Origin of the sequence: Streptomyces sp. NPDC018693 (assembly GCF_044391385.1) — a bacterium.
Taxonomy (GTDB): domain Bacteria; phylum Actinomycetota; class Actinomycetes; order Streptomycetales; family Streptomycetaceae; genus Streptomyces.
The window spans coordinates 825785-852359 of sequence record NZ_JBIRZZ010000002.1; the positions used below are offsets into that span (position 1 = coordinate 825785).

The 26575-nt window shown below is 71.8% G+C and carries 23 protein-coding genes and 1 pseudogene; 13 read left to right on the forward strand and 11 right to left on the reverse strand.

The window, feature by feature from the left end; genetic code table 11:
• Nucleotides 1-147 precede the first annotated feature (147 nt).
• Entirely contained in the window at nucleotides 148-486 is a 339-nt protein-coding gene (wblA, locus tag ACH5AC_RS08255; RefSeq protein ID WP_398860927.1) for a transcriptional regulator WblA, read from the forward strand.
• A 59-nt stretch (nucleotides 487-545) separates the two neighbouring features.
• Here wblA and ACH5AC_RS08260 read toward each other — a convergent pair whose 3' ends face one another.
• Both ACH5AC_RS08260 and ACH5AC_RS08265 read right to left on the reverse strand, forming a co-directional pair.
• A complete protein-coding gene (locus ACH5AC_RS08260) occupies nucleotides 546-2114 on the reverse strand; it encodes an ArsA family ATPase (protein ID WP_398860874.1) in 1569 nt (522 codons plus the stop codon).
• Nucleotides 2111-3088: an ArsA family ATPase gene (locus tag ACH5AC_RS08265; RefSeq protein ID WP_398860875.1), complete on the reverse strand. Its 978-nt coding sequence runs from the start codon at nucleotides 3086-3088 to the stop codon at nucleotides 2111-2113. Before ACH5AC_RS08265 ends, ACH5AC_RS08260 begins: the two co-directional genes overlap by 4 nt.
• 140 nt (nucleotides 3089-3228) lie before the next feature.
• On the opposite strand from ACH5AC_RS08265, the gene ACH5AC_RS08270 reads away from it, so the two are divergent.
• The 5 genes from ACH5AC_RS08270 (at nucleotide 3229) to ACH5AC_RS08290 (ending at nucleotide 6734) form a co-directional block, all read left to right on the forward strand.
• Complete coding sequence (locus ACH5AC_RS08270) at nucleotides 3229-3390, forward strand: DUF4177 domain-containing protein (protein WP_003975360.1); 162 nt, start codon at nucleotides 3229-3231, stop codon at nucleotides 3388-3390.
• Nucleotides 3387-3851 (forward strand): RidA family protein, encoded by a 465-nt coding sequence (locus tag ACH5AC_RS08275; RefSeq protein ID WP_398860876.1) that lies wholly within the window; start codon nucleotides 3387-3389, stop codon nucleotides 3849-3851. Before ACH5AC_RS08270 ends, ACH5AC_RS08275 begins: the two co-directional genes overlap by 4 nt.
• A gap of 94 nt (nucleotides 3852-3945) precedes the next feature.
• Nucleotides 3946-4890 (forward strand): NUDIX hydrolase, encoded by a 945-nt coding sequence (locus ACH5AC_RS08280; protein WP_398860877.1) that lies wholly within the window; start codon nucleotides 3946-3948, stop codon nucleotides 4888-4890.
• Nucleotides 4887-5720, forward strand: coding sequence for an MBL fold metallo-hydrolase (locus tag ACH5AC_RS08285; RefSeq protein WP_398860878.1), 834 nt, complete (start codon nucleotides 4887-4889; stop codon nucleotides 5718-5720). The genes ACH5AC_RS08280 and ACH5AC_RS08285 overlap by 4 nt, the downstream gene beginning before the upstream one ends.
• Before the next feature lie 48 nt (nucleotides 5721-5768).
• Nucleotides 5769-6734, forward strand: coding sequence for a DMT family transporter (locus tag ACH5AC_RS08290; protein WP_398860879.1), 966 nt, complete (start codon nucleotides 5769-5771; stop codon nucleotides 6732-6734).
• On the opposite strand, the gene ACH5AC_RS08295 is transcribed toward ACH5AC_RS08290, so the two are convergent.
• A complete protein-coding gene (locus ACH5AC_RS08295; RefSeq protein WP_029382547.1) occupies nucleotides 6691-7365 on the reverse strand; it encodes a Crp/Fnr family transcriptional regulator in 675 nt (224 codons plus the stop codon). The two genes, ACH5AC_RS08290 and ACH5AC_RS08295, sit on opposite strands and share 44 nt — an antisense overlap.
• 276 nt (nucleotides 7366-7641) lie before the next feature.
• On the opposite strand from ACH5AC_RS08295, the gene nth reads away from it, so the two are divergent.
• Genes nth through ACH5AC_RS08310 form a run of 3 tightly spaced genes read left to right on the forward strand, consistent with a single transcriptional unit; the run spans nucleotide 7642 to nucleotide 10582 of the window.
• The gene (nth, locus tag ACH5AC_RS08300) at nucleotides 7642-8625 is read left to right on the forward strand and encodes an endonuclease III (RefSeq protein ID WP_398860880.1); all 984 of its coding nucleotides are present in this window, start codon (nucleotides 7642-7644) and stop codon (nucleotides 8623-8625) included.
• A gap of 54 nt (nucleotides 8626-8679) precedes the next feature.
• Entirely contained in the window at nucleotides 8680-9369 is a 690-nt protein-coding gene (locus ACH5AC_RS08305) for an NUDIX hydrolase (RefSeq protein ID WP_398860881.1), read from the forward strand.
• Nucleotides 9370-9382: 13 nt separating this feature from the next.
• On the forward strand, nucleotides 9383-10582 hold the full coding sequence (locus tag ACH5AC_RS08310; protein ID WP_398860882.1) for a MarP family serine protease: 1200 nt from the start codon (nucleotides 9383-9385) through the stop codon (nucleotides 10580-10582).
• A gap of 209 nt (nucleotides 10583-10791) precedes the next feature.
• Here the strand turns inward: ACH5AC_RS08310 and ACH5AC_RS08315 are convergent, their stop codons facing one another.
• The 6 genes from ACH5AC_RS08315 to ACH5AC_RS08340 all read right to left on the reverse strand — a co-directional run bounded on the left by ACH5AC_RS08315 (nucleotide 10792) and on the right by ACH5AC_RS08340 (nucleotide 19115).
• Nucleotides 10792-10971: a hypothetical protein gene (locus tag ACH5AC_RS08315; protein WP_398860883.1), complete on the reverse strand. Its 180-nt coding sequence runs from the start codon at nucleotides 10969-10971 to the stop codon at nucleotides 10792-10794.
• A 169-nt stretch (nucleotides 10972-11140) separates the two neighbouring features.
• The gene (locus ACH5AC_RS08320; RefSeq protein ID WP_398860884.1) at nucleotides 11141-12094 is read right to left on the reverse strand and encodes an alpha/beta fold hydrolase; all 954 of its coding nucleotides are present in this window, start codon (nucleotides 12092-12094) and stop codon (nucleotides 11141-11143) included.
• Nucleotides 12091-12579 carry a phage holin family protein gene (locus tag ACH5AC_RS08325; RefSeq protein ID WP_398860885.1) on the reverse strand — a complete coding sequence of 163 codons (489 nt, stop codon included), beginning with the start codon at nucleotides 12577-12579 and terminating at the stop codon, nucleotides 12091-12093. The genes ACH5AC_RS08320 and ACH5AC_RS08325 overlap by 4 nt, the downstream gene beginning before the upstream one ends.
• A 105-nt stretch (nucleotides 12580-12684) precedes the next feature.
• Nucleotides 12685-14148: a Na+/H+ antiporter NhaA gene (gene nhaA, locus ACH5AC_RS08330; RefSeq protein WP_398860886.1), complete on the reverse strand. Its 1464-nt coding sequence runs from the start codon at nucleotides 14146-14148 to the stop codon at nucleotides 12685-12687.
• 216 nt (nucleotides 14149-14364) lie between these two features.
• Nucleotides 14365-16320 carry an acetate--CoA ligase gene (acs, locus tag ACH5AC_RS08335; protein WP_398860887.1) on the reverse strand — a complete coding sequence of 652 codons (1956 nt, stop codon included), beginning with the start codon at nucleotides 16318-16320 and terminating at the stop codon, nucleotides 14365-14367.
• A gap of 239 nt (nucleotides 16321-16559) precedes the next feature.
• The gene (locus ACH5AC_RS08340; RefSeq protein WP_398860888.1) at nucleotides 16560-19115 is read right to left on the reverse strand and encodes a SulP family inorganic anion transporter; all 2556 of its coding nucleotides are present in this window, start codon (nucleotides 19113-19115) and stop codon (nucleotides 16560-16562) included.
• A gap of 293 nt (nucleotides 19116-19408) precedes the next feature.
• Between ACH5AC_RS08340 and ACH5AC_RS08345 the strand changes: the two genes are divergently transcribed.
• A complete protein-coding gene (locus tag ACH5AC_RS08345) occupies nucleotides 19409-20683 on the forward strand; it encodes a hypothetical protein (RefSeq protein WP_398860889.1) in 1275 nt (424 codons plus the stop codon).
• On the opposite strand, the gene ACH5AC_RS08350 is transcribed toward ACH5AC_RS08345, so the two are convergent.
• Nucleotides 20684-21664 (reverse strand): ATP-binding protein, encoded by a 981-nt coding sequence (locus ACH5AC_RS08350; RefSeq protein ID WP_398860890.1) that lies wholly within the window; start codon nucleotides 21662-21664, stop codon nucleotides 20684-20686.
• Between the two features lie 101 nt (nucleotides 21665-21765).
• On the opposite strand from ACH5AC_RS08350, the gene ACH5AC_RS08355 reads away from it, so the two are divergent.
• Nucleotides 21766-22590 carry an oxidoreductase gene (locus ACH5AC_RS08355; protein WP_398860891.1) on the forward strand — a complete coding sequence of 275 codons (825 nt, stop codon included), beginning with the start codon at nucleotides 21766-21768 and terminating at the stop codon, nucleotides 22588-22590.
• A 353-nt stretch (nucleotides 22591-22943) separates the two neighbouring features.
• Here the strand turns inward: ACH5AC_RS08355 and ACH5AC_RS08360 are convergent, their stop codons facing one another.
• Nucleotides 22944-23783: an HAD family hydrolase gene (locus tag ACH5AC_RS08360; protein ID WP_398860892.1), complete on the reverse strand. Its 840-nt coding sequence runs from the start codon at nucleotides 23781-23783 to the stop codon at nucleotides 22944-22946.
• 552 nt (nucleotides 23784-24335) lie between these two features.
• Between ACH5AC_RS08360 and ssd the strand changes: the two genes are divergently transcribed.
• Together ssd and ACH5AC_RS08370 are read left to right on the forward strand one after the other, a co-directional pair.
• The gene (gene ssd / locus ACH5AC_RS08365) at nucleotides 24336-25448 is read left to right on the forward strand and encodes a septum site-determining protein Ssd (RefSeq protein WP_398860893.1); all 1113 of its coding nucleotides are present in this window, start codon (nucleotides 24336-24338) and stop codon (nucleotides 25446-25448) included.
• A gap of 196 nt (nucleotides 25449-25644) precedes the next feature.
• Nucleotides 25645-26487 (forward strand): annotated as a pseudogene (locus ACH5AC_RS08370) (TadA family conjugal transfer-associated ATPase); the annotation flags it as partial.
• Nucleotides 26488-26575 lie beyond the last annotated feature (88 nt).

The window sequence follows — 26575 nt, forward strand, 5'->3', positions numbered from 1 at the left end:
TTACCCATAGTCCGTTCGGGCCATTCAAGATTGGGCCCGAAGGGGGTGTTGCGCTGTGCCCACCTTCCGTAACGTCCTCAACTGGCGGCGGTGAATATGCCGCTGCCGCCGTGGGGGAGCCTCGATTCGGGAGAGGACGGCGCCGGTATGGGCTGGGTAACCGACTGGAGTGCGCAGGCTGCCTGTCGCACTACCGATCCGGATGAACTGTTCGTTCAGGGAGCAGCGCAGAACAGGGCCAAGGCGGTGTGCACGGGCTGCCCGGTGCGCACCGAATGTCTGGCTGACGCGCTCGACAACCGCGTCGAGTTCGGCGTGTGGGGAGGCATGACGGAGCGCGAGCGCCGCGCACTGCTGCGCCGGCGTCCCACGGTGACGTCCTGGCGCCGACTGCTGGAGACTGCGCGCACGGAGTACGAGCGCGGCGCGGGCATCGTGTCGCTCGACGACGACCAGGTGTACGAGAACTACGCGGCGGTGAGCTGAGGGCGAGCGCCCTCTCAGGACCCGCCTCGGGCACCCGCCTCGGGCAGCTCCGGCCGCGCCTAGGGCAGTTCCGGCCGGTCGGCCGCGAGCCGGGTACCGATGTCCCGCAGACCCGCGAGGTCGTGGACGTCGCCGGGGAGCGCGGCGACTTCGGCCACCGCCACCTCGGGGTGGAGCGCGGTGAAGCGGTCACGCGTGCGCTGCTCGCGCAGGAGCAGGTGCATACGGTCGGCGTGCAGCCTCAACAGGGCTGCGGTGAGCTGATCGACGCCCTGCTCCGCGGCCGGTGCGCCGGGTGCGGGGTCGGTGGGGGAGCCGCCGCCCGGTGCCAGTGTTTCGGAAGCGGGAGATTCTGAACTGCCGTACGTGTCGGGAGAGTTACGAAGTCCAGCTTTCCCGCCGTCCTGATCGACAATGCGGGACTCCTCAAGATTTTCCGCGCCGGACGAAGCCATGGCCGGAGCGGCGGCAGGGCCGGCGCCGGACGGGGCGTCAGCATCGGGTGCGGGGTCGGACGGGGCGACGCCGCCGGAGGTGCGGTCGGCGGCGGCACGGGGCGCCTGGGCGCCCGGACTGAGGGCTTCCGCGGCGTCGAGGGACTCCGCGCCGTCCAGCGTCTCCGCTCCGTCGAGGACGTCCGTCGCGTCAAGGAACTCCGCCGCCGCCAGCGCACGCTCCGCGGAGAGTTGGGCGGCGCCGCTGCCATGGACCCGGTTGAGCACCAGACCGGCCAGCGGCATGTCCTCGGCGGCCAGCCGCTCCACGAAGTACGCCGCCTCCCGCAGCGCGTCCCGCTCGGGCGCCGCCACCACCAGGAACGCCGTCCCGGGCGCCTGGAGCAGCCGGTACGTGGCGTCCGCGCGCGTGCGGAAGCCGCCGAACATGGAGTCCATCGCCGCCACGAACGTCTGGACGTCCTTCAGCAGCTGGCCGCCGAGCAGCTTGCCGAGGGCGCCGGTCATCATCGACATGCCGACGTTCAGGAATTTCATCCCCGCGCGGCCGCCGACCTTCGCCGGGGCCAGCAGCACCCGGATCAGCTTGCCGTCGAGGAAGGAGCCGAGCCGCTTCGGCGCGTCCAGGAAGTCCAGCGCCGAACGGGACGGCGGCGTGTCGACGACGATGAGGTCCCACTCGTCCTTCGCGCGCAGCTGCCCCAGCTTCTCCATCGCCATGTACTCCTGCGTGCCCGCGAAGCCCGCCGAGAGCGACTGGTAGAAGGGGTTGCCCAGGATCGCGGCCGCCCGCTCGGGGTCCGCGTGCGCCTCGACGATCTCGTCGAAGGTGCGCTTCATGTCGAGCATCATGGCGTGCAGCTCGCCGCCGGCGGAGTCGTCGATGCCCTTGACCCTGCGCGGGGTGTTGTCGAGGGAGTCGATGCCCATCGACTGGGCGAGCCGGCGGGCCGGGTCGATGGTGAGCACGACCACCTTGCGGCCGCGCTCGGCGGCACGCAGCCCCAGCGCCGCCGCGGTGGTCGTCTTGCCGACGCCGCCCGAGCCGCAGCACACCACGATGCGGGTCGTCGGGTCGTCGAGCAGCGGATCGATGTCGAGCACGCGCGCGGGGGACAGGTGATGGCCCTCCTGGAGGGGGGCCGGATGGACGGGCGCCGGTTCCGGACTCATGCGATCCCCTGCTTCCGCAGCTCGGTGGCCAGTTCGTACAGACCCGCCAGGTCCATGCCCTCGGCGAGCAGCGGCAGTTCGTGCAGCGGAAGGTCCAGGCCGGCGAGCACGGCCCGCTGCTCGTGCTCCAGCGTGTACCGCTCGGCGTACTCCTCGGCCTGCGCCAGCAGCGGATCGACCAGCTTCTGCGCGTGGCCGCCGCGGCGGGCCCCGCCGAGCCCGGCGGCGGACAGGGAGCGGGCGAGGGCCGTACGGGGCAGCCCGCGCACGAGTTCCAGCTCGGCCGTGTCCAAAACCTCCGGCCGGACCATGTTGACGACGACCCGGCCCACCGGCAGCCGGGCCGCGCGGAGTTCGGCGATGCCGTCGGCGGTCTCCTGGACCGGCATCTCCTCCAGCAGCGTCACCAGGTGCACGGCCGTCTCCGCGGACTTCAGCACCCGCATCACCGCCTGCGCCTGATTGTGTATCGGGCCGATCTTGGCGAGGCCCGCGACCTCGTCGTTCACATTCAGGAAGCGGGTGACGCGGCCCGTCGGCGGGGCGTCCATGACGACGTGGTCGTAGACGAACCGGCCCTGTTTGTCCTTGCGGCGGACCGCCTCGCACGCCTTGCCGGTCAGCAGGACGTCCCGCAGGCCGGGCGCGATGGTCGTCGCGAAGTCGATCGCGCCGAGCTTCTTCAGCGCGCGGCCCGCGCCGCCCAGCTTGTAGAACATCTGGAGGTAGTCCAGAAGGGCCAGTTCCGGGTCGATGGCGAGGGCGTACACCTCGCCTCCTCCCGGAGCGACGGCGATCTTCCGTTCCTCATAGGGCAGCGCCTCCGTCTCGAAGAGCTGCGCGATGCCTTGCCGGCCCTCCACCTCGACGAGAAGCGTCCGCTTCCCCTCCGTGGCGAGGGCCAGCGCGAGGGCCGCGGCGACCGTCGTCTTTCCGGTCCCGCCCTTGCCACTGACGACCTGGAGCCTGCTCACGTCTTCGAGCGTAACCACTCCACGCGCACACCAATCAGCAGGCTGTGGACAACCAGGGGTCCAGTACTACGAATGACCGCCGCGGGGTGACGCCGACCGGGGCGCCGAGCCGCCCACCGGCAGCGGCTACAGTCGGGCCCATGACCAAGTGGGAATACGCAACCGTGCCGCTGCTCGTCCATGCCACGAAGCAGATTCTGGACACCTGGGGCGAGGACGGCTGGGAGCTCGTCCAGGTCGTGCCCGGGCCGAACAACCCCGAGCAGCTGGTGGCCTACCTGAAGCGGGAGAAGCAGGCGTGAGCGCGGTCGAGGCGAAGCTCGCCGAACTGGGCCTGGAGCTGCCGGCGGTCGTGCCGCCGCTCGCCGCGTACCAGCCGGCCGTGCAGTCCGGCCCGTACGTGTACACCTCCGGCCAGCTGCCCATGGTGGACGGCAAGCTGCCGGTCACCGGCAAGGTCGGCGCCGAGGTCACCCCGGAGGAGGCCAAGGAGCTGGCCGCCCGCTGTGCCCTGAACGCCCTGGCCGCCGTGAAGTCGGTCGCGGGCGACCTGGACCGCGTCGCGCGCGTGGTGAAGGTCGTGGGCTTCGTCGCCTCGGCCGCGGACTTCACCGGCCAGCCCGGCGTGATCAACGGCGCGAGCGAGCTGCTGGGCGCGGTCCTCGGCGACAAGGGCGTGCACGCGCGCAGCGCGGTCGGCGTGGCGGTGCTGCCGCTGGACGCGCCGGTGGAGGTCGAGATCCAGGTCGAGCTGGTCCCGTAGGCCCCTGGCCTCTGGGCCGCTGACCTCGGGCAGCGGTGGCCACCGGCCACAGACACCTCTCGAACATTCACGCACCACGGGATAGCCTCCGCCCATGGCGAATGGGCAGTGGTTTCCCCCGGACTGGCCGGACCGCATCCGGGCGCTCGCGGACGGCACGCTGGAACCGGTCGTCCCCAAGCGCGCGGCCACCGTCATGCTCCTGAAGGACGGGGACGGGTCGGCGGGCCCGTCCGTGCACATGCTGCGCAGACGCGCCTCCATGGCCTTCGCCGGAGGCGCGTACGCGTACCCGGGCGGCGGCGTCGACCCGCGCGACGACGAGCGTCATGTCGGCTGGGCGGGCCCCACGCGCGCGTGGTGGGCCGAGCGGCTCGGCGTCGACGCGACGGCGGCCCAGGCGATCGTCTGCGCGGCCGTGCGGGAGACCTACGAGGAGGCCGGCGTCCTGCTCGCCGGCCCGACCCCCGACTCCGTGGTCGGCGACACCACGGGCGCCGACTGGGAGGCCGACCGCGCGGCTCTGGTGGCCCGTGAGCTGTCCTTCGCGGAGTTCCTGGAGCGCCGCGGCCTCATCCTCAGGTCGGACCTACTGGGCGCCTGGACGCGCTGGATCACCCCGGAGTTCGAGGCGCGCCGCTACGACACCTGGTTCTTCGTCGCCGCCCTCCCCGAGGGACAGCTCACCCGCAACGTCTCCACGGAGGCCGACCGCACGGTGTGGATCCGCCCGGAGGACGCGGCCGCCTCGTACGACAAGGGCGAGCTGCTGATGATGCCGCCCACGATCGCGACCCTGCGCCAGCTGACGCCGTACGCCACCGCCGCCGAGGCCCTGGCCGCGGCCCCCGGCCGGGACCTCACCCCCGTGCTGGCGCGGGCCCGCCTGGTGGACGGCGAGGTCGTGCTGTCCTGGACCGGGCACGAAGAGTTCACCAAGCACATCCCGACGCGCACCGCTACGGACAGTGCCCCGCACACCCCCACAGCCAGCACCCCGCACACCCCGACGTCCCCGACCGGTGGAGCCCCCGCATGACGGACGCCAGCACCCTGCCCGGCCGGCCGCGCGGCGAGGTCGTCTCCGGAGCGGCCACCGCGCGCGCGGTCAACGTCCTCGCGCCCAACGCGTCCGCGATGACCCTGGACGGTACCAACACCTGGATCCTCGCCGAGCCGGACGCCGACAGGGCCGTCGTGGTCGACCCCGGGCCGCTCGACGAGGACCATCTGCGCGCGGTGATCGACACCGCCGAGCGGGCCGGCAAACGGATCGCCCTCACCCTGCTCACCCACGGCCACCCGGACCACGCCGAGGGCGCCGGCCGCTTCGCCGAGCTGACCGGCACGCGCGTGCGTGCCCTCGACCCGGCACTGCGGCTGGGTGACGAGGGCCTGGCCGCCGGGAACGTGATCGAGGTGGGCGGCCTGGAGCTGAGGGTCGTACCGACCCCGGGACACACCGCCGACTCCCTGAGCTTCCATCTCCCGGCCGACCGGGCCGTCCTGACCGGCGACACCGTGCTCGGGCGCGGTACGACGGTCGTGGCGCACCCCGACGGCCGCCTCGGCGACTATCTGGACTCCCTGCGCCGCCTGAGGTCCCTCACGGTCGACGACGGCGTCCACACGGTCCTGCCGGGCCACGGCCCCGTCCTGGACGACGCCCAGGGCGCCGTCGAGTACTACCTCGCCCACCGCGCCCACCGCCTCGCCCAGGTCGAGACGGCCGTCGAGGACGGCCACCGCACCCCCGCCGAGGTCGTCGCCCACGTCTACGCCGACGTCGACCGCTCCCTGTGGCCGGCGGCGGAGCTGTCGGTACGGGCCCAGTTGGAATACCTGCGGGAACACGGGCTGATCCCGTAGCGCCGCCCCCGGTCGCCGGGGTGTCCCGCCGGGCCTACCGTGGGTGCCGTGGGGCCGACAGACCGGACGGCTCTCGTCTGTTTCGGCGCGACCGCCGTCCTCGGTGGGGGCAACGCGGTCGGGATCCGGTTCAGCAACCGCGAGCTCGACCCCCTGTGGGGTGCCGCGATGCGCTTCGGTACGGCTGCCCTGCTGCTGCTCGCCCTGATGGCCGTACGACGCCTGGCGCCGCCCCGGGGGCGCGCGCTGGCCGGTGCGCTGCTGTTCGGGGCGCTCAACTTCGCCGTCACCTTCGCCCTCGCGTACTACGCGTTGCAGTACGTCCACGCCGGCTTCGGCCAGACCGTGCTCTCCCTGGTGCCGCTTGCCGCGCTGCTGCTCGCGGTGGGACAGGGGCAGGAACGCTTCCGCGCGCTGGCGCTCGCGGGTGCGCTGCTCGCGGCGGCCGGTGTGGCGGTGATGACCCGGGGGCTGCAGGGCGATGTGCCGTGGCCTGCGCTGCTGGCGATGCTCGGCAGCGTGCTGTCCTTCGCGCAGGCCGCTGTGCTCGTGCGCCGGCTGCCCAAGGTGCATCCGGTGACCATGAACGCGGTGGGCATGACGGGCGCGTCCGTGCTGCTGTTCGCCGGTTCACGGCTGGCGGGCGACCACTGGGCCCTTCCCGACCGCGCCGCGACCTGGTGGGCGCTGGCCTATCTCGCGGTGGCGGGCTCGGTGCTGACCTTCGTGTTCTATCTGCTGGTCATCGAGCACTGGGGCGCGTCCAGGGCGGCGTACGTCTTCGTCGTCATCCCGCCGGTGACGATCCTGCTGTCGGCGTGGCTCGACGACGAGCCGCTGTCGGCGGGACTGCTGCTGGGCGCGCCGCTGGTGCTCGTAGGGGTCTACCTGGGGCTACGTGTCTCAGCCCGGCCGGTGCTCGAGGAGCCGCCACGGGGGTCTGGGGGCGCACCCCCCGGAAGACCCGGCGTCAGCGGGACCGCTTCGCCAGCCGCTCGACGTCCAGGAGAATGACCGCACGCGCCTCCAGGCGGAGCCACCCGCGCTGGGCGAAGTCGGCCAGGGCCTTGTTGACCGTCTCGCGGGACGCGCCGACCAGTTGGGCCAGTTCCTCCTGCGTCAGGTCGTGGACGACGTGGATGCCCTCCTCGGACTGCACGCCGAAGCGGCGGGAGAGGTCCAGCAGGGCGCGCGCGACACGGCCGGGGACGTCCGAGAAGACCAGGTCGGACATGGCGTCGTTGGTCTTGCGCAGGCGCCGGGCGACGGCGCGCAGCAGCGCGGCGGCCACCTCGGGCCGGGCGTTCAGCCAGGGCTGGAGGTCGCCGTGGCCGAGGCCCAGCAGCTTGACCTCGGTCAGGGCGGTCGCCGTCGCCGTACGCGGGCCCGGGTCGAACAGCGACAGCTCGCCGATCAGCTCGCCGGGGCCGACCACGGCCAGCATGTTCTCGCGCCCGTCGGGGGACGTGCGGTGGAGCTTGACCTTGCCTTCGGTGACGACGTAGAGCCGGTCGCCCGGGTCGCCCTCGTGGAAGAGGGAGTCGCCGCGTGCCAGGGTCACCTCACTCATGGAGGCGCGCAGCTCCGCGGCCTGCTCGTCGTCGAGAGCCGCGAAGAGCGGGTTGCGCCGCAGAACGTCGTCCACGAGTTCTCTCCTTGTCGACCTGCTCAGGGGATCTTGCTCCCCCTTGGTACCAGGGGACCGTGCTCCCCATTTTGCCGGACGGTCCAAACAGTGTGATCTGTCACAAGGATGCCGCACACGTGTCCCGCGGTAAGCGGCAGGGGGCCAATCGGGGGCTGATCTTCAGGGTCCGGGGCGGATGTCGGTGTCGGGCTTTAGGCTGGCCGGGTGTCCAAATCGCCGGTGAGAGCACAGGCCAAGGGGGCTGGGCGGGTGGCTGTACGTCGTGATTCCGCTGTGGGCGAACAGGGTGCCGACGGCCGCGGGAAACCGGCCGAGGGACCGGCAAAGGCGGCGAAGGCGGCGAAGGCGGCAAAGGCCGCCCCGGTGAGGAAAGCGGCCGCCAAGAAGGTGGCCGCCGCCGCGAAGAAGGCCGCCCCCAAGAAGGCCGTCGCCGGGGTGCGGAAGGCCCCGCCGGCGAAGACGGTGACCGTGCGGCCGCCGAGCGGGGAGTCCCGTACCGCCCTGGTCCGCCGCGCCCGCCGGATCAACCGCGAGCTCGCCGACGTATACCCGTACGCCCATCCCGAGCTGGACTTCACCAACCCCTTCCAGCTGGTGGTCGCCACCGTGCTGTCCGCGCAGACCACCGACCTGCGCGTCAACCAGACCACCCCCGCGCTCTTCGCCAAGTACCCCACCCCCGAGGACCTGGCCGCCGCCAACCCGGAGGAGGTCGAGGAGATCCTGCGGCCCTGCGGGTTCTTCCGCGCCAAGACCAGGTCGGTCATAGGGCTCTCCAAGGCCCTGGTGGAGGACTTCGGCGGCGAGGTGCCCGGCCGGCTGGAGGACCTGGTCAAGCTGCCCGGCGTCGGCCGCAAGACCGCCTTCGTGGTGCTGGGCAACGCGTTCGGCCGGCCGGGCATCACCGTGGACACGCACTTCCAGCGGCTGGTGCGGCGCTGGCAGTGGACCGACGAGACCGACCCCGACAAGATCGAGGCAGCGATCGGCGCGCTCTTCCCGAAGAGCGACTGGACCGACCTCTCCCACCATGTGATCTGGCACGGCCGCCGCATCTGCCACGCCCGGAAACCGGCCTGCGGCGCCTGCCCCGTCGCCCCGCTCTGCCCGGCGTACGGCGAGGGCGAGACGAACCCGGAGAAGGCGAAGAAGCTGCTGAAGTACGAGAAGGGCGGCTACCCGGGGCAGCGGCTGAACCCGCCGCAGGCGTACCTGGACGCGGGCGGCCGGGCGGCGCCGCCACTGGGGGCCGGATGACGGAACGATCGCGGGTGGCTCGGGCGTTGTGCAGGTCGGACGGGGGGTGCGCTGATGGCGCGGGCGAGTGACATCGAGGACGTGGCGCTCAGCAAGGAGGGTCTGCCCGACTGGCTGGACCCGGTGGTGGACGCGGTGGAGACGGTCGAGCCGCTCCAGCTGAGCCGCTTCCTGCCGCCCGCCGACGGCAGAGGGCGGCAGTCGGCGGTGCTGGTGCTGTTCGGCGAGGGCGAGCGCGGGCCCGAGCTGCTGCTGATGGAGCGGGCCGGGTCGCTGCGCTCGCACGCCGGGCAGCCGTCCTTCCCGGGCGGCGCCCTCGACCCGGAGGACGGCGATCCGCAGGCCGACGGCCCGCTGCGGGCCGCCCTGCGGGAGGCCGAGGAGGAGACCGGGCTCGACCCGTCCGGGGTGCAGCTCTTCGGTGTGCTGCCCAAGCTGTACATCCCGGTCAGCGGGTTCGTGGTGACCCCGGTGCTGGGCTGGTGGCGGCGGCCGAGCCCGGTCGGCGTGGTGGACCCGGCGGAGACGGCCCGGGTCTTCACCGTCCCCGTGGCGGATCTCACGGACCCCGCCAACCGCGTCACCACTCACCACCCCAGCGGCCACCGCGGCCCGGCGTTCCTGGTCGAATCGGCCCTGGTGTGGGGCTTCACGGCCGGCCTGATCGACCGCCTGCTGCACTACGCGGGCTGGGAGCGACCATGGGATCGCGACCGGCAGGTCCCGCTGGACTGGCGCGCATGACAGGGTGTCCTCCGTGAATGTGCTGGACATCCTGCTGCTGGTCGCGGCCGTGTGGTTCGCCGTGGTCGGCTACCGACAGGGCTTCGTCGTCGGCATCCTGTCGGTGATCGGGTTTCTGGGCGGCGGCCTCGTCGCCGTGTACCTGCTGCCGGTCCTGTGGGACGCCCTGACCGACAACTCCGAGGTGAGCACGACCGCCGCCGTCGTCGCGGTGGTCATCGTGATCGTCTGCGCCTCGGTCGGCCAGGCCCTGACCACTCACCTCGGCAACAACCTGCGCCGGTACATCACCTGGACCCCGGCCCGCGCGCTGGACGCGACGGGCGGCGCGCTGGTCAACGTGGTCGCGATGCTGCTGGTGGCATGGCTGATCGGCTCCGCCCTGGCCGGTACGACCCTGCCGACCGTCGGCAAGGAGGTCCGTAACTCCAAGGTCCTGCTCGGCGTGTCGCGGGCGCTCCCCGACCAGGCCGACACCTGGTTCGCCGACTTCTCCTCCGTCCTCGCGCAGAACGGCTTCCCGCAGGTCTTCAGCCCCTTCGCCAACGAGCCGATCACCGACGTGCAGCCGCCCGACCCGGCCCTCGCGGGCAGCGCGGTCGCCGTGCGCGCGCAGCGCTCCATCGTCAAGGTGATGGGCACCGCCGAGAGCTGCGGCAAGGTCCTGGAGGGCACCGGCTTCGTCTTCGGCGAGCGGCGCGTCATGACCAACGCGCATGTCGTGGGCGGCGTCGACGAGCCCACCGTCCAGATAGGCGGTGAGGGCCGCAAGTACGACGCGACGGTCGTCCTCTACGACTGGAAGCGCGACATCGCGGTCCTGGACGTGCCCCACCTCGACGCGCCCGCCCTGGAGTTCACCACCGAGGACGCGGGCAGCGGCGACGGCGCCATCGTCGCCGGCTTCCCGGAGAACGGCGCGTACGACGTGCGGGCCGCGCGGGTGCGCGGGCGCATCACGGCCAACGGCCCGGACATCTACCACCGCGGCACCGTGCGCCGCGACGTGTACTCGCTGTACGCGGTCGTCCGCCAGGGCAACTCCGGTGGCCCCCTGCTCACCCCCGACGGCAAGGTCTACGGCGTCGTCTTCGCGAAGTCCCTCGACGACCCCGACACCGGTTACGCGCTCACCACGGACGAGATCCAGCAGGACATCACCGCGGGCCGCACGGCGAACCAGCAGGTGGACAGCGACAACTGCGCGCTGTAGGGCCTGCCGTCACCTTCCGGCCTGCTCCGCGACGCCTGGCGCCCACGGTCCCACCTGCCTCGACGGCGGCGCGGGGTATGCCCGGCGCGGGCGCTGCGGCGATCGCGCCCTCGGCTTCGCACGCGCGGGAGTGCCCCCATCGATGCCGCGGAGCCCACCCCTCGGGCGGACGTCGGGAAGGTGACGACAGACCCCAGCGCGCGGGGGCGTCAGCCTCGGGGGTGACGCAGGCGTACCGAGACCCAGCGGGCCCGGCGGCGCAGGATGCGCGGGATGCCCACCCGAGGATCGCTGCCCGACTGCGGGGCGGTTCCTCGCTGGTGGGGGCTCAGACCGGTGGTCGAGCGGCGGTTGCGTGCTGCGTCACTGTAGTCGTGCGTCCAGCCCATACCCCGACGTCTGCCCCTGCCCCAAGGTCGATAACCGCCCTCGGGCCCGCCAATTGGCCTATGCGCCGGGCATTTGGCTGTTCGTAGGACAGGCGTTCCGGTCCGGATACCGGGCGCGATGGCGCGGTCACCGACCGGGGCCGTATTCTTTCGGCCGGTCGGCCGGGTCTCAGCGGTCCGGTTCCGGATCCTTCAGCCAGTTGACCAGCTCGGTGGAGAAGGCGACGGGGTCCTCCTCGTGCGGGAAGTGCCCGAGCCCGTCGAACAGGCGCCAGCGGTACGGCGCCTCCACGTACTCCCCGGAGCCCGCCGCGCTGCGGATGCGGCTCACCGGGTCGAGGGAGCCGTGCAGGTGCAGCGTCGGCACCCGCAGGGGGCGCTTCATCCGGCGGTAGAACTGGATGCCGTCGGGGCGGGCCAGTGAGCGCACCAGCCAGCGGTACGGCTCGACCGAGCAGTGCGCGGTGGAGGGGACGCACATCGCCCGCTGGTACGTCACCAGCGTCTCGTCGTCCGGCAGGCGCGGGCCGGACCAGTTCCGGATCAGCTCGCCGACCAGCGCGCCGTCGTCGGCGGTGAGCTGCCGCTCGGGGATCCAGGGCCGCTGGAACCCCCAGATGTGGGAGCCGGCGGCGCTCTGCCGGGCGTCGGTGAGCATCGCCGAGCGCCAGCGCCGGGGATGCGGCATCGAGGCGACCGCGAGCCGTCGTACCAGCTTGGGACGCATCACGGCCGCCGTCCAGGCCAGATAGCCGCCGAGGTCGTGGCCGACCAGCGCGGCGTCCGGTTCGCCCAGGGAGCGGATCACGCCGGTGATGTCGAGGGCGAGGTTGGCGGGGTCGTAGCCCCGGGGGGTGCGGTCGCTGCCGCCGACGCCCCGCAGGTCCATCGCGACCGCGCGGAAGCCGGCGTCGGCGAGCGCGGTCAGCTGGTGGCGCCAGGTCCACCAGAACTGCGGGAAGCCGTGCACCAGCAGGACCAGCGGTCCGTCGCCGAGCTCCGCGATGTGGAAGCGGGCGCCGTTGGCCGCGACATCCCGGTGCGTCACCGCTCTCCCGCCGGGGACCTCGGGGCGTACGACCGAAGCGGGGTGTGCGGAAGGCGTCGTATCCGGGTCCGTCATGACGACGAGCGTGCCACAGCCTCGATGGCCTTGGGGCCCTGGTCCTGCGCCAGCTCGGGCCGCGGGTGCGGTCGGGCCTTCTGCAGGACGCCCGCCGTCTCCTTGACCGACGCGGCGACCTTCTGCGGGCCCTGGCTCTTCTTCGCCTTCTTCGCGAAGGCCACGCCGATCAGCACGAGGAGGACGGCGACCAGCACGTTCGCAGCGAAGGAGAGCAGGAAGCAGATCGCCAGGTTCCAGTCGCTCCAGGTCCGGATGCCGTACGCCAGCGCGAAGTTGAGCATCGGCAGCGAGAACAGCAGCACGGCACCGGCCAGGGAGAACGCCCCGCCGCTCGCCGCCCCGCGCTTGACGTCCTGCTTCAGCTGCGCCTTGGCCAGCGCGATCTCGTCGTGCACCAGCGCGGACATCTCGGTCGTCGCCGAGGCGAACAGCTGGCCGATGCTGCGTTCGGCGCCGACCGGGCTGCCGTCGGGTGCGCTCATCGCGGTCTCCCTCGTCCGTGTACGGGTGGGTGTGCGCGTCCGGCCGCCTTGTGCCGGAGCGCGCACGGTCCCGTCTTTCCCGTCTTTTTGTACCGTCCCGTCAGATCATGCCGGACGGTCGCGGTCACCGCCCGCCCCGCCCGGCACTTCGGCGAGTGCGCGCCGCGCGGCTTCCCGTTCCTTGGCGATACGACGGTGCTCCGCGGCCTTCTCCTCATAGATGGCCGCCATCCGCAGGTGGTACTCCGGCCGGTCCTCTTCGTAGATGTCCGGGATGCCGTCGTGGTCCTCGTCGCGCTCCTCCTCGTCGCACAGCTTGCGGTACTTGGAGTTGCGTATCTTCAGCAGCACGGTCGCACACAGGGCCGCCATCAGCGAGCCGATGAGGACGGCTGCCTTGACCTCGTCGGTCAGCACCGCGTCGCCCTCGAAGGCGAGTTCGCCGATGAGCAGCGAGACGGTGAAGCCGATGCCGGCCAAGGAGGCGATGGCGAAGACGTCCGCCCAGGCGAGGTCGTCGCTGAGGGTGGCGTGGGTGAAGCGGGCGGTCAGCCAGGTGCCGCCGAAGATGCCGAGCGTCTTGCCGACGACCAGGCCGAGGACCACGCCGAGGGTCTCCGGCTTGGTGAAGACGTCCCCGATCGAGTGGTGGGAGATGGACACGCCGGCGCTGAACAGGGCGAACAGCGGGACGGCGAGGCCGGCGGACACGGGGCGCACGAGGTGCTCGATGTGCTCGCCGGGGGAGTGCTTCTCGCCCTCGCGGGGGGTGCAGCGCAGCATCAGGCCCATGGCGACGCCGGCGATGGTGGCGTGGACGCCGCTGTTGTACATCAGCGCCCAGATGACGAGGGCGAGCGGCACGTACACGTACCAGCCGCGGACGCCCTTGTGGAGCAGCAGCCAGAAGACGGCGAGGCCGACGAGCGCGCCGCCGAGCGCGGCGAAGTTGATCGAGTCGGTGAAGAAGACCGCGATGATGAGGATCGCGAACAGGTCGTCGACGACGGCGAGGGTGAGCAGGAAGGCGCGCAGGGCGCTCGGCAGGGACGTGCCGATGACGGCGAGGACGGCGAGCGCGAAGGCGATGTCGGTGGCGGTGGGCACCGCCCAGCCGGCCTGGGAGCCGCCGCCGGTGACATTGGTGAGGACGTAGACGAGGGCCGGTACGGCCATGCCGGACAGCGCGGCGACGACCGGCAGGGCGGCCGCCTTGGGGTCGCGCAGATCACCGGCGACCAGTTCGCGCTTGAGTTCGATGCCGGCCACGAAGAAGAAGATCGCGAGCAGGCCGTCGGCCGCCCAGTGGGCCAGGGACAGGTCCAGGCCGAGGGCGGCGGGGCCGAGGTGGTAGTGGCTGACCTTCTCGTAGCTGTCGTGCAGCGCCGGGATGTTGGCCCAGAGGAGCGCGGCGACGGCCGCGACGAGCAGCAGCACACCGCCGACGGTCTCGGCCCGAAGGGCGTCCGCGACGAAGGTCCGCTCGGGCAGGGACAGGCGTCCGAAGAGCTTGCGGGGGGTGGAGGAGGGGGTGGCGGTGGTCGTGTCGGTGGGGCGGGGCGCGGGCAAGGGCGAACCTCCGGTCGGTGGGCAGGACTGAACGCATGCCGACCAGACTTCCCGGCGCACCTTGCTTGGAGCGGATTTTTGCTTAGTTTACCTAAAAAGTGGCCGAGAGGCATCCGGCTGATTATCACGCTAGGCACACAAAAGGCACCCGGCACGCTGGGTGCCGGGTGCCTCTTGCCTGTCGGTGTCAGTCCTGTCGCTGCAGTCCTGTCGGTGTCAGTCCTCGCTGGGCGCCGCCGGGAGCTTCGCCTGGATCAGGTCCATGACGGTCGAGTCCGTGAGGGTGGTCACGTCACCGAGCTGCCGGTTCTCCGCCACGTCCCGCAGCAGGCGCCGCATGATCTTGCCGGATCGGGTCTTCGGCAGTTCCGCGACCGGCAGGACCCGCTTGGGCTTGGCGATCGGCCCGAGCGTGGCGCCGACGTGGTTGCGCAGCGCGTCGACGAGACCGTCCTCCTCGGACGCCGTGCCGCGCAGGATGACGAAGGCGACGATCGCCTGACCTGTCGTCTCGTCCGCCGCGCCGACCACGGCCGCCTCCGCGACGGAAGGGTGGGAGACGAGCGCGGACTCGACCTCGGTGGTGGAGATGTTGTGGCCGGAGACCAGCATCACGTCGTCGACCCGGCCGAGCAGCCAGATGTCGCCGTCGTCGTCCTTCTTCGCACCGTCACCGGCGAAGTACTTGCCCTCGAAGCGCGACCAGTAGGTGTCGATGAACCGCTGGTCGTCGCCCCAGATGGTGCGCAGCATCGACGGCCACGGCTCGGTGAGGACCAGATAGCCACCGCCGCCGTTCGGCACCTCGTTCGCCTCGTCGTCGACGACCGTCGCGGAGATACCGGGCAGCGGCCGCTGCGCGGAGCCCGGCTTGGTCTCCGTGACGCCCGGCAGCGGGGAGATCATCATCGCGCCGGTCTCGGTCTGCCACCACGTGTCGACGATGGGCGTGGCGTCCGCGCCGATGTGCTTGCGGTACCAGATCCATGCCTCGGGGTTGATCGGCTCGCCGACCGAGCCGAGGATCCGCAGCGAGGACAGGTCGAACTTCGCGGGGATGTCGTCTCCCCACTTCATGAACGTACGGATGGCCGTGGGCGCCGTGTACAGGATGGTCACCCCGTACTTCTGCACGATCTCCCAGAAGCGGCCCTGGTGCGGGGTGTCCGGGGTGCCCTCGTACATGACCTGCGTGGCGCCGTTGGCGAGCGGCCCGTACACGATGTACGAGTGGCCGGTGACCCAGCCGACGTCGGCGGTGCACCAGTAGACGTCGGTCTCCGGCTTGAGGTCGAAGACGGCGTGGTGGGTGTAGGCCGCCTGGGTGAGATAGCCGCCGGAGGTGTGCAGGATGCCCTTCGGCTTACCCGTCGTACCGGAGGTGTAGAGGATGAACAGCGGGTGCTCGGCCCCGAACGCCTCCGGGGTGTGCTCGGCCGACTGCCGCTCGACGGCCTCGTGCCACCACACGTCCCGCTGGTCGTCCCAGGCGACGTCCTGTCCGGTACGGCGGACCACCAGCACGTGCTCGACGTTGCCGGCCTTCTCGATGGCCTCGTCGACGGCCGGCTTCAGTGCGGACGGCTTGCCGCGCCGGTAGCCGCCGTCGGCGGTGATGACGACCCGCGCGTCGGCGTCCTGGATACGGGTCGCGAGCGCGTCCGCCGAGAAGCCGCCGAAGACGACGGAGTGGGCGGCGCCGATCCGCGCGCACGCAAGCATCGCGATCGCCGTCTCGGGGATCATCGGCATGTAGACGGCGACCCGGTCGCCCTTCTGAACGCCCAGCTCCAGCAGGGCGTTGGCGGCCTTGGAGACCTCGTCCTTGAGCTCGGCGTAGGTGATCGCTCGGCTGTCGCCGGGCTCGCCCTCGAAGTGGATGGCGACCCGGTCTCCGTGTCCGGCCTCGACATGCCGGTCGACGCAGTTGTACGCGACATTGAGCTCGCCGTCCTTGAACCACTTCGCGAACGGCGGGTTCGACCAGTCGAGGGTCTCGGTCGGCTCCTTGGCCCAGGTCAGCCGGCGGGCCTGTGCGGCCCAGAAGCCGAGCCTGTCAGCCTTGGCCTCCTCGTACGCCTCGGCCGTGACGTTGGCGTGCGCGGCCAGGTCAGCGGGCGGCGCGAAGCGTCGCTCCTCTTTCAAGAGGTTGGCCAGGCTTTCGTTGCTCACGACATCTCCCTTTCCCAGGGTGTCCGTTGTGTCCCAGGCCACAGCTCATCAGAACCGAGGGGCCGCTGACAAGGGCCGACGGCCGATTGGTTTAGACCTGTCGGTTGTCTTTCGAGGTGGTCCTTCCGAGGTGGTCATCCGTAGCCACGGACGCCGCCCTGCCCGGGTTCAGCCGAGTTGGCCATGTCGCAGCGGCGGGGCGCGGCTCCCCCAGGTGAGAGCCGCGCCCCGGGACCCGTTCAGGCGGACAGGTCCGCCGCCCGTACGTGGTCGAACACTCCGCCGTCGCGCGCCTCGGTGAGCAGATACGCCTGCGCCTCGCCCACGTGGAAGTACATGCCGTGCAGCTCCAGCGCCCCGGCCCGCAGCGCACGGGCCACCGACTCATGGGCGCGCAGATGGTCCAACTGCTGCACCACATTGGTCAGGCACAGCTGCTCGACCGCGTCCGCCGGAGCCCGCCCGGCCAGCCGGGCCCAGGGGCGGCCGCCGTCGGCCATCCGCTCCAGGCTGGGCAGTCCGTGCCGCAGCCACCGCTTCAGCGGCGTCTGCGCGCCCCCCGGCTCGGAGTTGAGCAGCGCCTGCATGGCTCCGCACCCGGAGTGCCCGCACACCGTGATGGAGCGCACCTGCAGCACGTCCACCGCGTACTCGATCGCCGCCGCCACCGAGTCGTCCCCGCTCTCCTCGCCGGGCGGGGGCACGAGGTTGCCCACGTTGCGCACCACGAACAGGTCGCCCGGACCACTGGAGGTGATCATCGAGGTGACGAGGCGGGAGTCGGCGCAGGTGAGGAAGAGCTGCACCGGCCGCTGCCCCTCCCTGGCCAGCCGCGCCAGCTCACCCCGCACCAGGGGCGCGGTGTTGCGCTGGAACGCGCTGATGCCTCGGACCAGTTGGTGGTTTCCCGGCCCAGGGGTCGGGGTGGGGTGGGCGTGGGGAAGGCGGCGGGAGGCGGGATCGGGGTCGGGGGTGTCGGCGGCGGTGGGGTCGGCGGGGTCGGCCGGGGCGCCGTCCGGCGCCTGGCCGGGGTGTTCGGCTCCGGGGGCGTCCGGCGTGCCGGCCGGGCTCGCGGCGGGCGGTGGCGCGGGGAGCGGCCGGTCGCACTGGTGGTTGCGCCAGGGCGTCCAGGGACCGCACCCGCAGTCCGCGTCGGCGACGGGCTGCGCGTCGGTGTCGGTGTCGGTGCCGATGTCTGCGATCCGTACGCCGCCCCGGCGACGGCCCGTGATCTCGGCTGTGCCGCCGTGCGCGGTGTGGGTCTTCTGCCAGTCCTGCAGGGTCTCGTACGCCGCGTGGTCCATGAACGAACCGTTCAACTCCACGACGGCGTGGGAGTCCTGGGGCACGAGATGCAGGGCCCGGCTGAGCCGCGGGACCGCGAGGAACGTCAACTGGCCGCGTACATGGACGTGATGGACTCCTTCCTTCTCGTCGTGCGTGATACGGGTGTGGGTGAGGCGGTGCAGGGCGACGGCCACGGCGACGGCGATGCCGAGCAGCACGCCCTGCAGGACGTTGAGGAACACCACGCCGAGGGTGGTGACGGCGTACACCAGCACCTCTCGGTGGCGGGTCACCGTGCGGATGTGGTGCAGGGACACCATCTGGATGCCGATGGCCATCACCAGGGCGGCGAGCGAGGCGAGCGGAATGAGCTCCAGGATCGGGACCATCAGCAGCGCGGCGATCACTACGAGAACGCCGTGCAGCATCGTGGAGTTCCGGCTCACGGCACCCGCTTGCACATTCGCCGAACTGCGCACCGCCACCCCGGCCACGGGCAGCCCGCCGAGCGCCCCGGAGACGACGTTGGAGGCGCCCTGGCCGAGCAGCTCCCGGTCCAGGTCGGAGCGGACGACACGGCCGGGGCTGCCGGGGCGGGTGGCCTGGGCGGCGCGGGCGGCGGCCAGCTTGTCGACGGCGACCGCGCCGAGCAGGGACTGCACGCTGCACACCAGCGTGATCGTGAGCACGGCGGCGGCCAGGCCCAGCACCGGTCCCTCGGGCAGCCCGACCAGGGAGTGGCTGTGCCAGGACGGCAGCTCCACCTTGGGCAGGGTGAGGCCGGCGAGCGCGGCGGTGGCGGTGGCGCCGGTGACGGCGACGAGCGCGGCGGGGACCTTGCGCAGCAGGCGGCCCGCCCGGCCGGGCAGGCGGGGCCAGAGCAGCAACAGGGCCAGGGTCAGCACACTCACCACCAGGGCGGCGGGGTGCAGATCGGCGAGCTGGGCGGGCAGGGCGCGCAGATTGTCGAGGACGGAGCTCTGCGGGCTGCCGCCGAGGACGATGTGCAGCTGTGCGACGGCGATGGTGACGCCGATGCCCGCCAGCATGCCGTGCACGATGGCGGGGCTGACGGCGAGCGCGTTGCGCGCCACGCGCAGACAGCCGAGGCCGAGCTGGGTGAGCCCGGCGAGGACGGTGATGGCGCAGGTGGTCCGCCAGCCATAGCGGTGGATGAGGTCGGCGGTGACCACGGTGAGTCCGGCGGCCGGGCCGCTGACCTGCAGCGGGGAGCCGCCGAGCCGTCCGGCGACCAGGCCGCCGACGGCGGCGGCGACCAGGCCGGCCTGAAGGGGCGCGCCGGTGGCGAGGGCGATGCCGAGGGACAGGGGGAGGGCGATCAGGAAGACCGCGATCGAGGCGGACACATCGGCACCCGCGAGCCGGAAGCGGCGGCGCGGGGCCGGGGGCGGGCTGTGGGGCGGGTGGATGCGCTCGGATGCGGCAGGTCCGGTGGATCCGGACGAGTCGAACGAGTCGGATGGGCGAGTGGGGACGCAGGCGGACATGTTTCCCGTCTCCTCCGGGGCAGCGCGGTCGCGGATGGGGGGACCCCCCGTCGATGGCGGGGGCGGTCGCGGCCGTGGGTCACGGCGTGCAGCGGCGGGATGAATCAACGCTCGGTAAACGGATCGTAATGCAGAGTAAAGGGCTGGCATGGATTTTCGAGGCATATGGGGCAACTAATCACTCAAGCGGGTGATGCGGGCATGTGATCGGCTTGTCGTACTAATTCCTTCTCGCTCCCGTGCGACCTTGGCCGCGCTGTCGGCACCCGAGAGAAGGAAGAAGGTGGGCGGATATGGCCGCCACCCGCAAGATCGCCACGGGCACCGTGATCGCCGCGGCCTGCGCCGCGGCGCTCGCCGGATGCGCGACCGGAGACCAGGGCACCTCCAAAGGGGTCCCCGGTCCGCCGAAGGCGAAGCCGGCCGCCCCGGCGCCGCAGAGCGCCATCCGCCTGATCGGCGACGGCTCCACCGCGTACACCGGGGCCCAGCCGCACCTGCCCCGGGCGGAACGGATGAAGCCGGGTCAGAAACCGCCGCAGTTCGTGGTCTTCTCCTGGGACGGCGCCGGCGAGGACAGCCAGCGGCTGTTCTCCCACTTCCGCGAGGTCGCCAAGAACAACAACGCGACCATGACGTACTTCCTCAGCGGTGTGTACCTGCTGCCCGAGGAGAAGCGCGACCTGTACCGGCCGCCGCAGCACTCACCCGGCCGCTCCGACATCGGCTTCAACGACACCAAGGGCATCGCCGACACCGTCGAGCAGCTGCGCCTGGCGTGGCTGGAGGGCAACGAGATCGGCACCCACTTCAACGGCCACTTCTGCGGCAAGGGCGGCGGCGTCGGCGAGTGGACGGTCGAGGAGTGGAAGGACGAGATCGCCCAGGCCAAGAAGTTCGTCAAGACCTGGAGGACCAACGCGGGGCTGACGCAGACCGAGCCGCTGCCCTTCGACTACGACAAGGAGCTCATCGGCGCCCGCACCCCGTGCCTGGAGGGCCGGCAGAATTTCATGAAGGCCGCCCGCGAGCTGGGCTTCCGCTATGACACCAGCGGCGTCAACAACCAGGTCTGGCCCGGCCGGAAGGAGGGCCTGTGGGACCTGTCCATGCAGCTCGTGCCCTTCCCCGGTCACTCCTTCGAGCAGCTCACCATGGACTACAACTTCATGGTCAACCAGTCCGGCACGACCACCCAGGGCAACCCGGCCCAGCACCGGTTCTGGGGCGACCAGATGCGTGACGGCCTGCTCCAGGGCTTCCGCCGCGCCTACGACGGCAACCGGGCGCCCCTGATCATCGGCAACCACTTCGAGTCCTGGAACGGCGGTACCTACATGCGCGCCGTCGAGGAGGTCGTCGAGACGGTCTGCAACAAGCCGGACGTGCGCTGTGTGTCCTTCCGGCAACTGGCCGACTGGCTGGACGCGCAGGACCCGAAGATCCTCGCCAAGCTGCGCACCCTGAAGGTCGGCGAGGCCCCCAAGGAGGGCTGGCAGACCTTCCTGACGGCCCGCCCCGCCCCGGCCCCGAGGGGGGTACCCGGGGCGCCGACGGACAGGCCGTAGCTACGCGGGCGCGGCGATCCCCTCGCGCAGCACGAACGACGGGTCGACCTGCGCGGCCAGGTCGGCCCCGGTGCGCTCGTTGCCCCAGGACCGGGCGTTCTTCAGGTGGAAGTGGACCATCTGGCGGGTGTAACGCTCCCAGTCGCGCCGTTCGTACGACGCCTCGACGGCCGACCGCAGCCGGCGCAGGGCCTCGTGGTTGGTCTCCTCCAGGAGGTCGAACCGGGGTGGGCGGCCCTTCTCCATGGCGCGCACCCAGTCCGAGTGCCCGACCGTCACGAGCAGGTCGTCGCCGATCTCGGCGCGCAGGAAGTCGAGGTCGTCCTGCCCCTGGACCTTGTTGCCGACGACCTTCAGCTCGACGCCGAAGTCGCGGGCGTACTCCTTGTACTGGCGATGGACGGAGACCCCCTTCCGGGTCGGCTCGGCGACGAGGAACGTGATGTCGAAACGGGTGAACATGCCGGAGGCGAAGGAGTCCGAGCCCGCCGTCATGTCCACCACGACGTACTCGTCGCGCCCGTCCACCAGGTGGTTCAGGTACAGCTCCACCGCTCCCGTCTTGGAGTGGTAGCAGGCGACCCCCAGGTCGGCGTCGGTGAAGGGGCCGGTGACCATCAAACGGACGGCGCCGCCGTCGAGTTCCACCGGGCGGGCGCATGCGTCGTAGACCGGGTTGTTCTCACACACCCGCAGCAGCCGGGAGCCCCCGCCGGGCGGGGTCGTCTTGATCATCGTGGCTGCGGAGGTGATCCGGGGGTTGGAGCCGCGCAGATAGTCCTTGATCAACGTCAGCCGGTCGCCCATCGCGGGCAGGTCCGCGGCCTCCGTCTCGTCCAGGCCGAGCGCGGCCCCCAGGTGCTGGTTGATGTCCGCGTCGACCGCGATCACGGGCGCGCCGGTGGCGGCGAGGTGGCGGATGAACAGGGAGGAGAGCGTGGTCTTGCCGCTGCCGCCCTTCCCGGCGAAAGCAATTTTCATGTTCACGAAGGGTAGTGGCGTGATAGCTGTACGTGGCGGGCTTGCGTGAAGAAGACCACTCAATCGTGGGGCGAAGCTTGCGGGTGCGTAGTGTCGTACGTATGAGTACGACAGGCGCGACCGCCGATCCGCTAGCGGCGCTGGGCTCGTTGCCCGGCGTGGCCGAGTCCGTGGAGTCCGTGCGCAAGGCCGTGGACCGGGTCTACGGGCACCGCATCATGCGACGCCGCAGTACGGAGATCACCGCCGAGGCGGCGCTGCGCGGCGCTCGCGGTTCGGCGGCGCTCTCCGGTGCGGACTGGGCCCTGGAGGAGGTGCGCCGGCGCACCGACTTCAGCGGTGACGACGAGGCGCGTGTGATGGGTGCCGCCCTGCGGCTCGGCGCCGAAGCGGGTCAGCTGCTGTCCATCTGGCGTCAGTCGCCCCTGCGGGTGCTGGCCCGGCTGCACCTGGTGGCGGCCGCGGACCGCGGTGACGAGGTCGGACGGCCGCGGCAGGCGGGCGAGAACGTCGACGAGCCACTGATCGAGCTGCCGCTGCCGGGCGCGTCGGAGGTGTCCGGGCGGCTGGAGGGCCTGGCCGAGCTGATCGTCACGGGCAGTTCCGCGCCCGCCCTGGTCACCGCGGCCGTGGTGCACGGCGAGCTGCTCGCGCTGCGTCCCTTCACCTCCCACAACGGGCTCGTCGCGCGCGCGGCCGAGCGGATCGTGCTGATCGGCAGCGGTCTGGACCCCAAGTCGGTCTGCCCGGCGGAGGTGGGCCACGCCGAACTGGGGCGCGCGGCCTATCTGGCGGCCCTGGACGGCTATGTCTCCGGCACCCCGGAGGGCATGGCGGCCTGGATCGCGCACTGCGGCAGGGCGGTCGAGCTGGGGGCCCGGGAGTCGACGGCGGTGTGCGAGGCGCTGCAGCGCGGGGCGGCGTAGAACAGCTGCGGGGTGGCCGTATAGCGCCGTAGAGCGCTGCGTGGACGCGGCGTGGGCAACAAGGTGCGGCGGTACGAGGACTCGTACCGCCGCTGGCATGACCACCGGGTTACCAAGCGTCCTCGATATGTCGCCCATCAGGTCGGGATCTTTGCCCGTCACCTGGTGCGGCTGGCCCGTAATCGACGGGTCGACGTCGCGTGGGTGCCCGGTGTTCATGCGCGGTCCGTGGGGCCAAAATGCGTTTAAAGGTGATCCTCTCGGATGTCCTTCGGTCTCGCGGGCCGACAACTCCTTTGTACTCCAGAACCCAGACAACCGGAACCCCTGCCTGCAGTTCTTTGCTTTCGCTCTCAGGCAGGAGCCAATCGGGCGCGGCGTCGGCTGGCGTACCAGACGATGCCCGCGGTGGCCGCCGCCGCTCCTATGGCCGCGGCCGCCACCAGGGCCGGGCGGGGCGGCACGGAGAAGTTCGGGATGCGCTGCTTGAGCCGTACGGGCCGGTGGAAGTCCAGAATCGGCCACCCGCGCGCGACAGCCTCGCGGCGCAGCGCGCGGTCCGGGTTCACGGCGTGCGGATGCCCGACCGACTCCAGCATGGGCAGGTCGGTCGCCGAGTCGCTGTAGGCGTAGCACCGGGAGAGGTCATAGCCCTCGGACTCCGCCAGCTGCCGGATCGCCTCCGCCTTGGTCGGGCCGTAGGCGTAGTACTCGACCTCGCCGGTGTAACAGCCGTCGTCCCCTACGACCATACGGGTGGCCACGACCCGGTCCGCGCCGAGCAGCACGCCGATCGGCTCGACCACCTCGGCGCCCGAGGTGGACACGATCACCACGTCGCGGCCGGCGATGTGGTGCTCCTCGATGAGGGAAGCGGCCTCGTCGTAGATGATCGGGTCGATCAGGTCGTGAAGGGTCTCGGCCACGATCTCCTTCACCTGTTGGACGTTCCAGCCACGCACCATCCCCGAGAGGTACTCGCGGGTGCGCTCCATCTGGTCGTGGTCCATACCGCCGAGGAGGAAGACGAACTGGGCATACGCGGTACGCAAGGCGGCCCTGCGGTTGATCAGCCCGCCTTGGTAGAAGGACTTGCTGAAGGTGAGCGTGCTCGACTTCGCAATGACCGTCTTGTCCAGGTCAAAGAAGGCGGCTGTGCGGGGCAAGGAGTGGTTTTCCACGTCCTTGAGCATAGGGGCAGCCCATTCGGCGTAAGGTGGGCGCGTGGGTTTGCCTGAGAGGGCTCTCGGGTACACCATGGAAGTCACGGATCGTTCGCGACCGTGCTAACCCGGTCCGACTCCTCCCCCCCCGAGTCGGCCGTGGAGACGACCCCCGCTCTCCCCCCCGGCGGGGGTCGTCGCATGTCCGGGTGCGTTTTCCCCTTCTGTCCACGGCTGGGCCGCCCGTATCGAGGCGGTCGCGGCCGTCCCTTCCGCATGCCCGCATGTCGTCACGGTACGTAGTCGTCGGACTGCTCTCCGGAAGTCGCACACGAGTGGTGCGGGGCTCACCGGTATGGGTGACGGCGATATTCACAAGCCCTGACTCGTCCACAGATATCGACCAAGATCCACATCATTTCCCGGCTTCGCTGCACCGTGATTCCAGCGCGTCCGCTCGGGCCGACTTCACGACCAGTTCCGTTTGCGGCGCGCGCCGTTCATATGGAGACCGCTTGCCGGTTCTTCACACGTTTGGGAATCGCGGGGCCGCGGGGGCTGCGCGACCCGCAGCGAAGGGGGATGAAAACCGTGGCTGGAGCCGTCACACACGACCCGCCGCCCGCCGCCTCGGGACGGCAGGGCAGGCCGCTGATCGTCACCGAGGACGCCGAACTCCTCGACGACCTGCTGCGCCTGTGCGCCGCCGCCGGCGCCACACCGGAGGTGCGCCCCTGCCTGCCGGACGGCAGAGGGGGCTGGGACGCCGCGCCGCTCGTCCTGGTCGGCGACGACGTCGCGCGGCACGTGCGCGGGGCCGCGCGCCGACGCGGAGTGGTCCTCGTCGGACGCGACCAGGACGATTCCGGGGTGTGGCGCCGGGCCGTCGAGATCGGCGCCGACCACGTCCTGGTGCTGCCCGACGGCGAGCAGTGGCTCGTCGACCGCATCGCCGACGTCGCCGAGGGCGTCGGTCGGCCCGCGCTCACCGTCGGCGTCATCGGCGGGCGCGGCGGGGCCGGGGCGTCCACGCTCGCGTGCGCCCTCGCCGTCACCTCCGCGCGTGAGGGACTGCGCACCCTGCTCGTGGACGCCGATCCGCTGGGTGGCGGACTCGACGTACTCCTCGGCGGGGAGACGGCCGAGGGCCTGCGGTGGCCCGCGTTCGCCGCCTCGCGCGGCCGGGTCGGCGGCGGCGCGCTGGAGGAGTCGCTGCCCGAACTGCACTCGCTGCGGGTCCTCAGCTGGGACCGCGGCGACTGCGTCACCATCCCGCCGCCGGCCGTCCGCGCGGTCCTCGCCGCGGCGCGCCGACGGGGCGGCACCGTCGTCGTCGACCTGCCGCGCCGCGTCGACGCCGGGGTCGCCGAGGTGCTCGGACAGCTCGACGTCGGGCTGCTGGTGGTCCCCGCCGAACTGCGCGCCGTCGCGGCGGCCGGCCGGATCGCGTCCGCCGTCGGGATGGTCGTCCGAGACCTGCGGGTGGCCGTGCGCGGGCCGTACGCGCCCGGCCTCGACGACCGCGAGGTGGCGCGGCTGCTCGGCCTGCCCCTGGCGGGTGAGGTGCCCGTGGAGTCCGCCCTGCTGCGGCCGGACAACGGCAATTCACCGCCGGGCGCGACGGCACGAGGACCGCTGGGCCGCTTCTGCAAGGGCTTCTGGGAGCGGGCGTTGGTCGAGGTGGGTGGCGTATGAGGGGCGGCGGTCTGAGGTGTGGCGTGGGGTGTCGGGTGCCGGTGTCGGTCGAGGTGGGGGCGTATGAGGGGCGATCTGGAGCGCGGCGTGGGGTGTCGGGTGCGGATGTTGGTCGAGGTGGGTGGCGTATGAGCGGCGGCGGTCTGACGTGTGGCGTGGGGTGTCGGGTGCGGGTGTCGGTCGAGGTGGGTGGCGTATGAGTGCGGTGTTCGATGGGGGTGGTGGCCGTGCGCTGCTCGACGGGGTGCGGCAGTGGCTGGCCGAGAGCGGAGCCGAGCCGACGCCCGCGCGGGTGGCGCAGGCGTTGCGGGAGCAGGGGCGGGTGCTCGGGGACGCGGAGATCCTCGGCGCGGCCGAGCGGTTGCGGTCCGAGCTGGTCGGCAGCGGACCCCTGGAGCCGCTGCTCGCCGACCCGTCGGTGACCGACGTGCTGGTGTCGGCACCCGACCGGGTCTGGGTGGATCGCGGGGGCGGCCTGGAGACGGCCGATGTCTCCTTCCCGGACGCGGCGGCCGTACGACGCCTCGCACAGCGCCTCGCCGCGGTGGCCGGACGGCGCCTGGACGACGCCCGGCCCTGGGTGGACGCACGCCTGCCCGACGGCACCCGGCTGCACGCGGTGCTGCCCCCGGTCGCGGTCGGCTGCACCTGCCTGTCGCTGCGGGTCGTACGGCCGCGGGCGTTCACCCTCGACGAACTGGTCGCCGCGGGAACGGTCCCGCCCGGCGGGGACCGCGTGCTGCGGGCCCTGATCGAGGCGCGGCTGTCCTTCCTGGTCAGCGGCGGCACCGGAAGCGGCAAGACGACCATGCTCAGCGCGCTGCTCGGGCTGGTCGGACCGCGGGAGCGGATCGTGCTCGCGGAGGACTCGGCGGAACTGCGCCCCGACCACGCGCATGTGGTGCGGCTGGAGACCCGGCCCGCCAACCAGGAGGGCGCGGGCCTCGTCACGCTCGAGGACCTGGTGCGCCAGGCGCTGCGGATGCGGCCGGACAGGCTGGTCGTGGGCGAGGTGCGCGGGCCCGAGGTCGTCGAACTCAACCCCCAGTACGCACCAACACTCCGCGCATAGGTAAACCCGCAGGTCAACAGGGGTGTGCTAAGCGCTGCGCTGCTGCTGGCCCCGC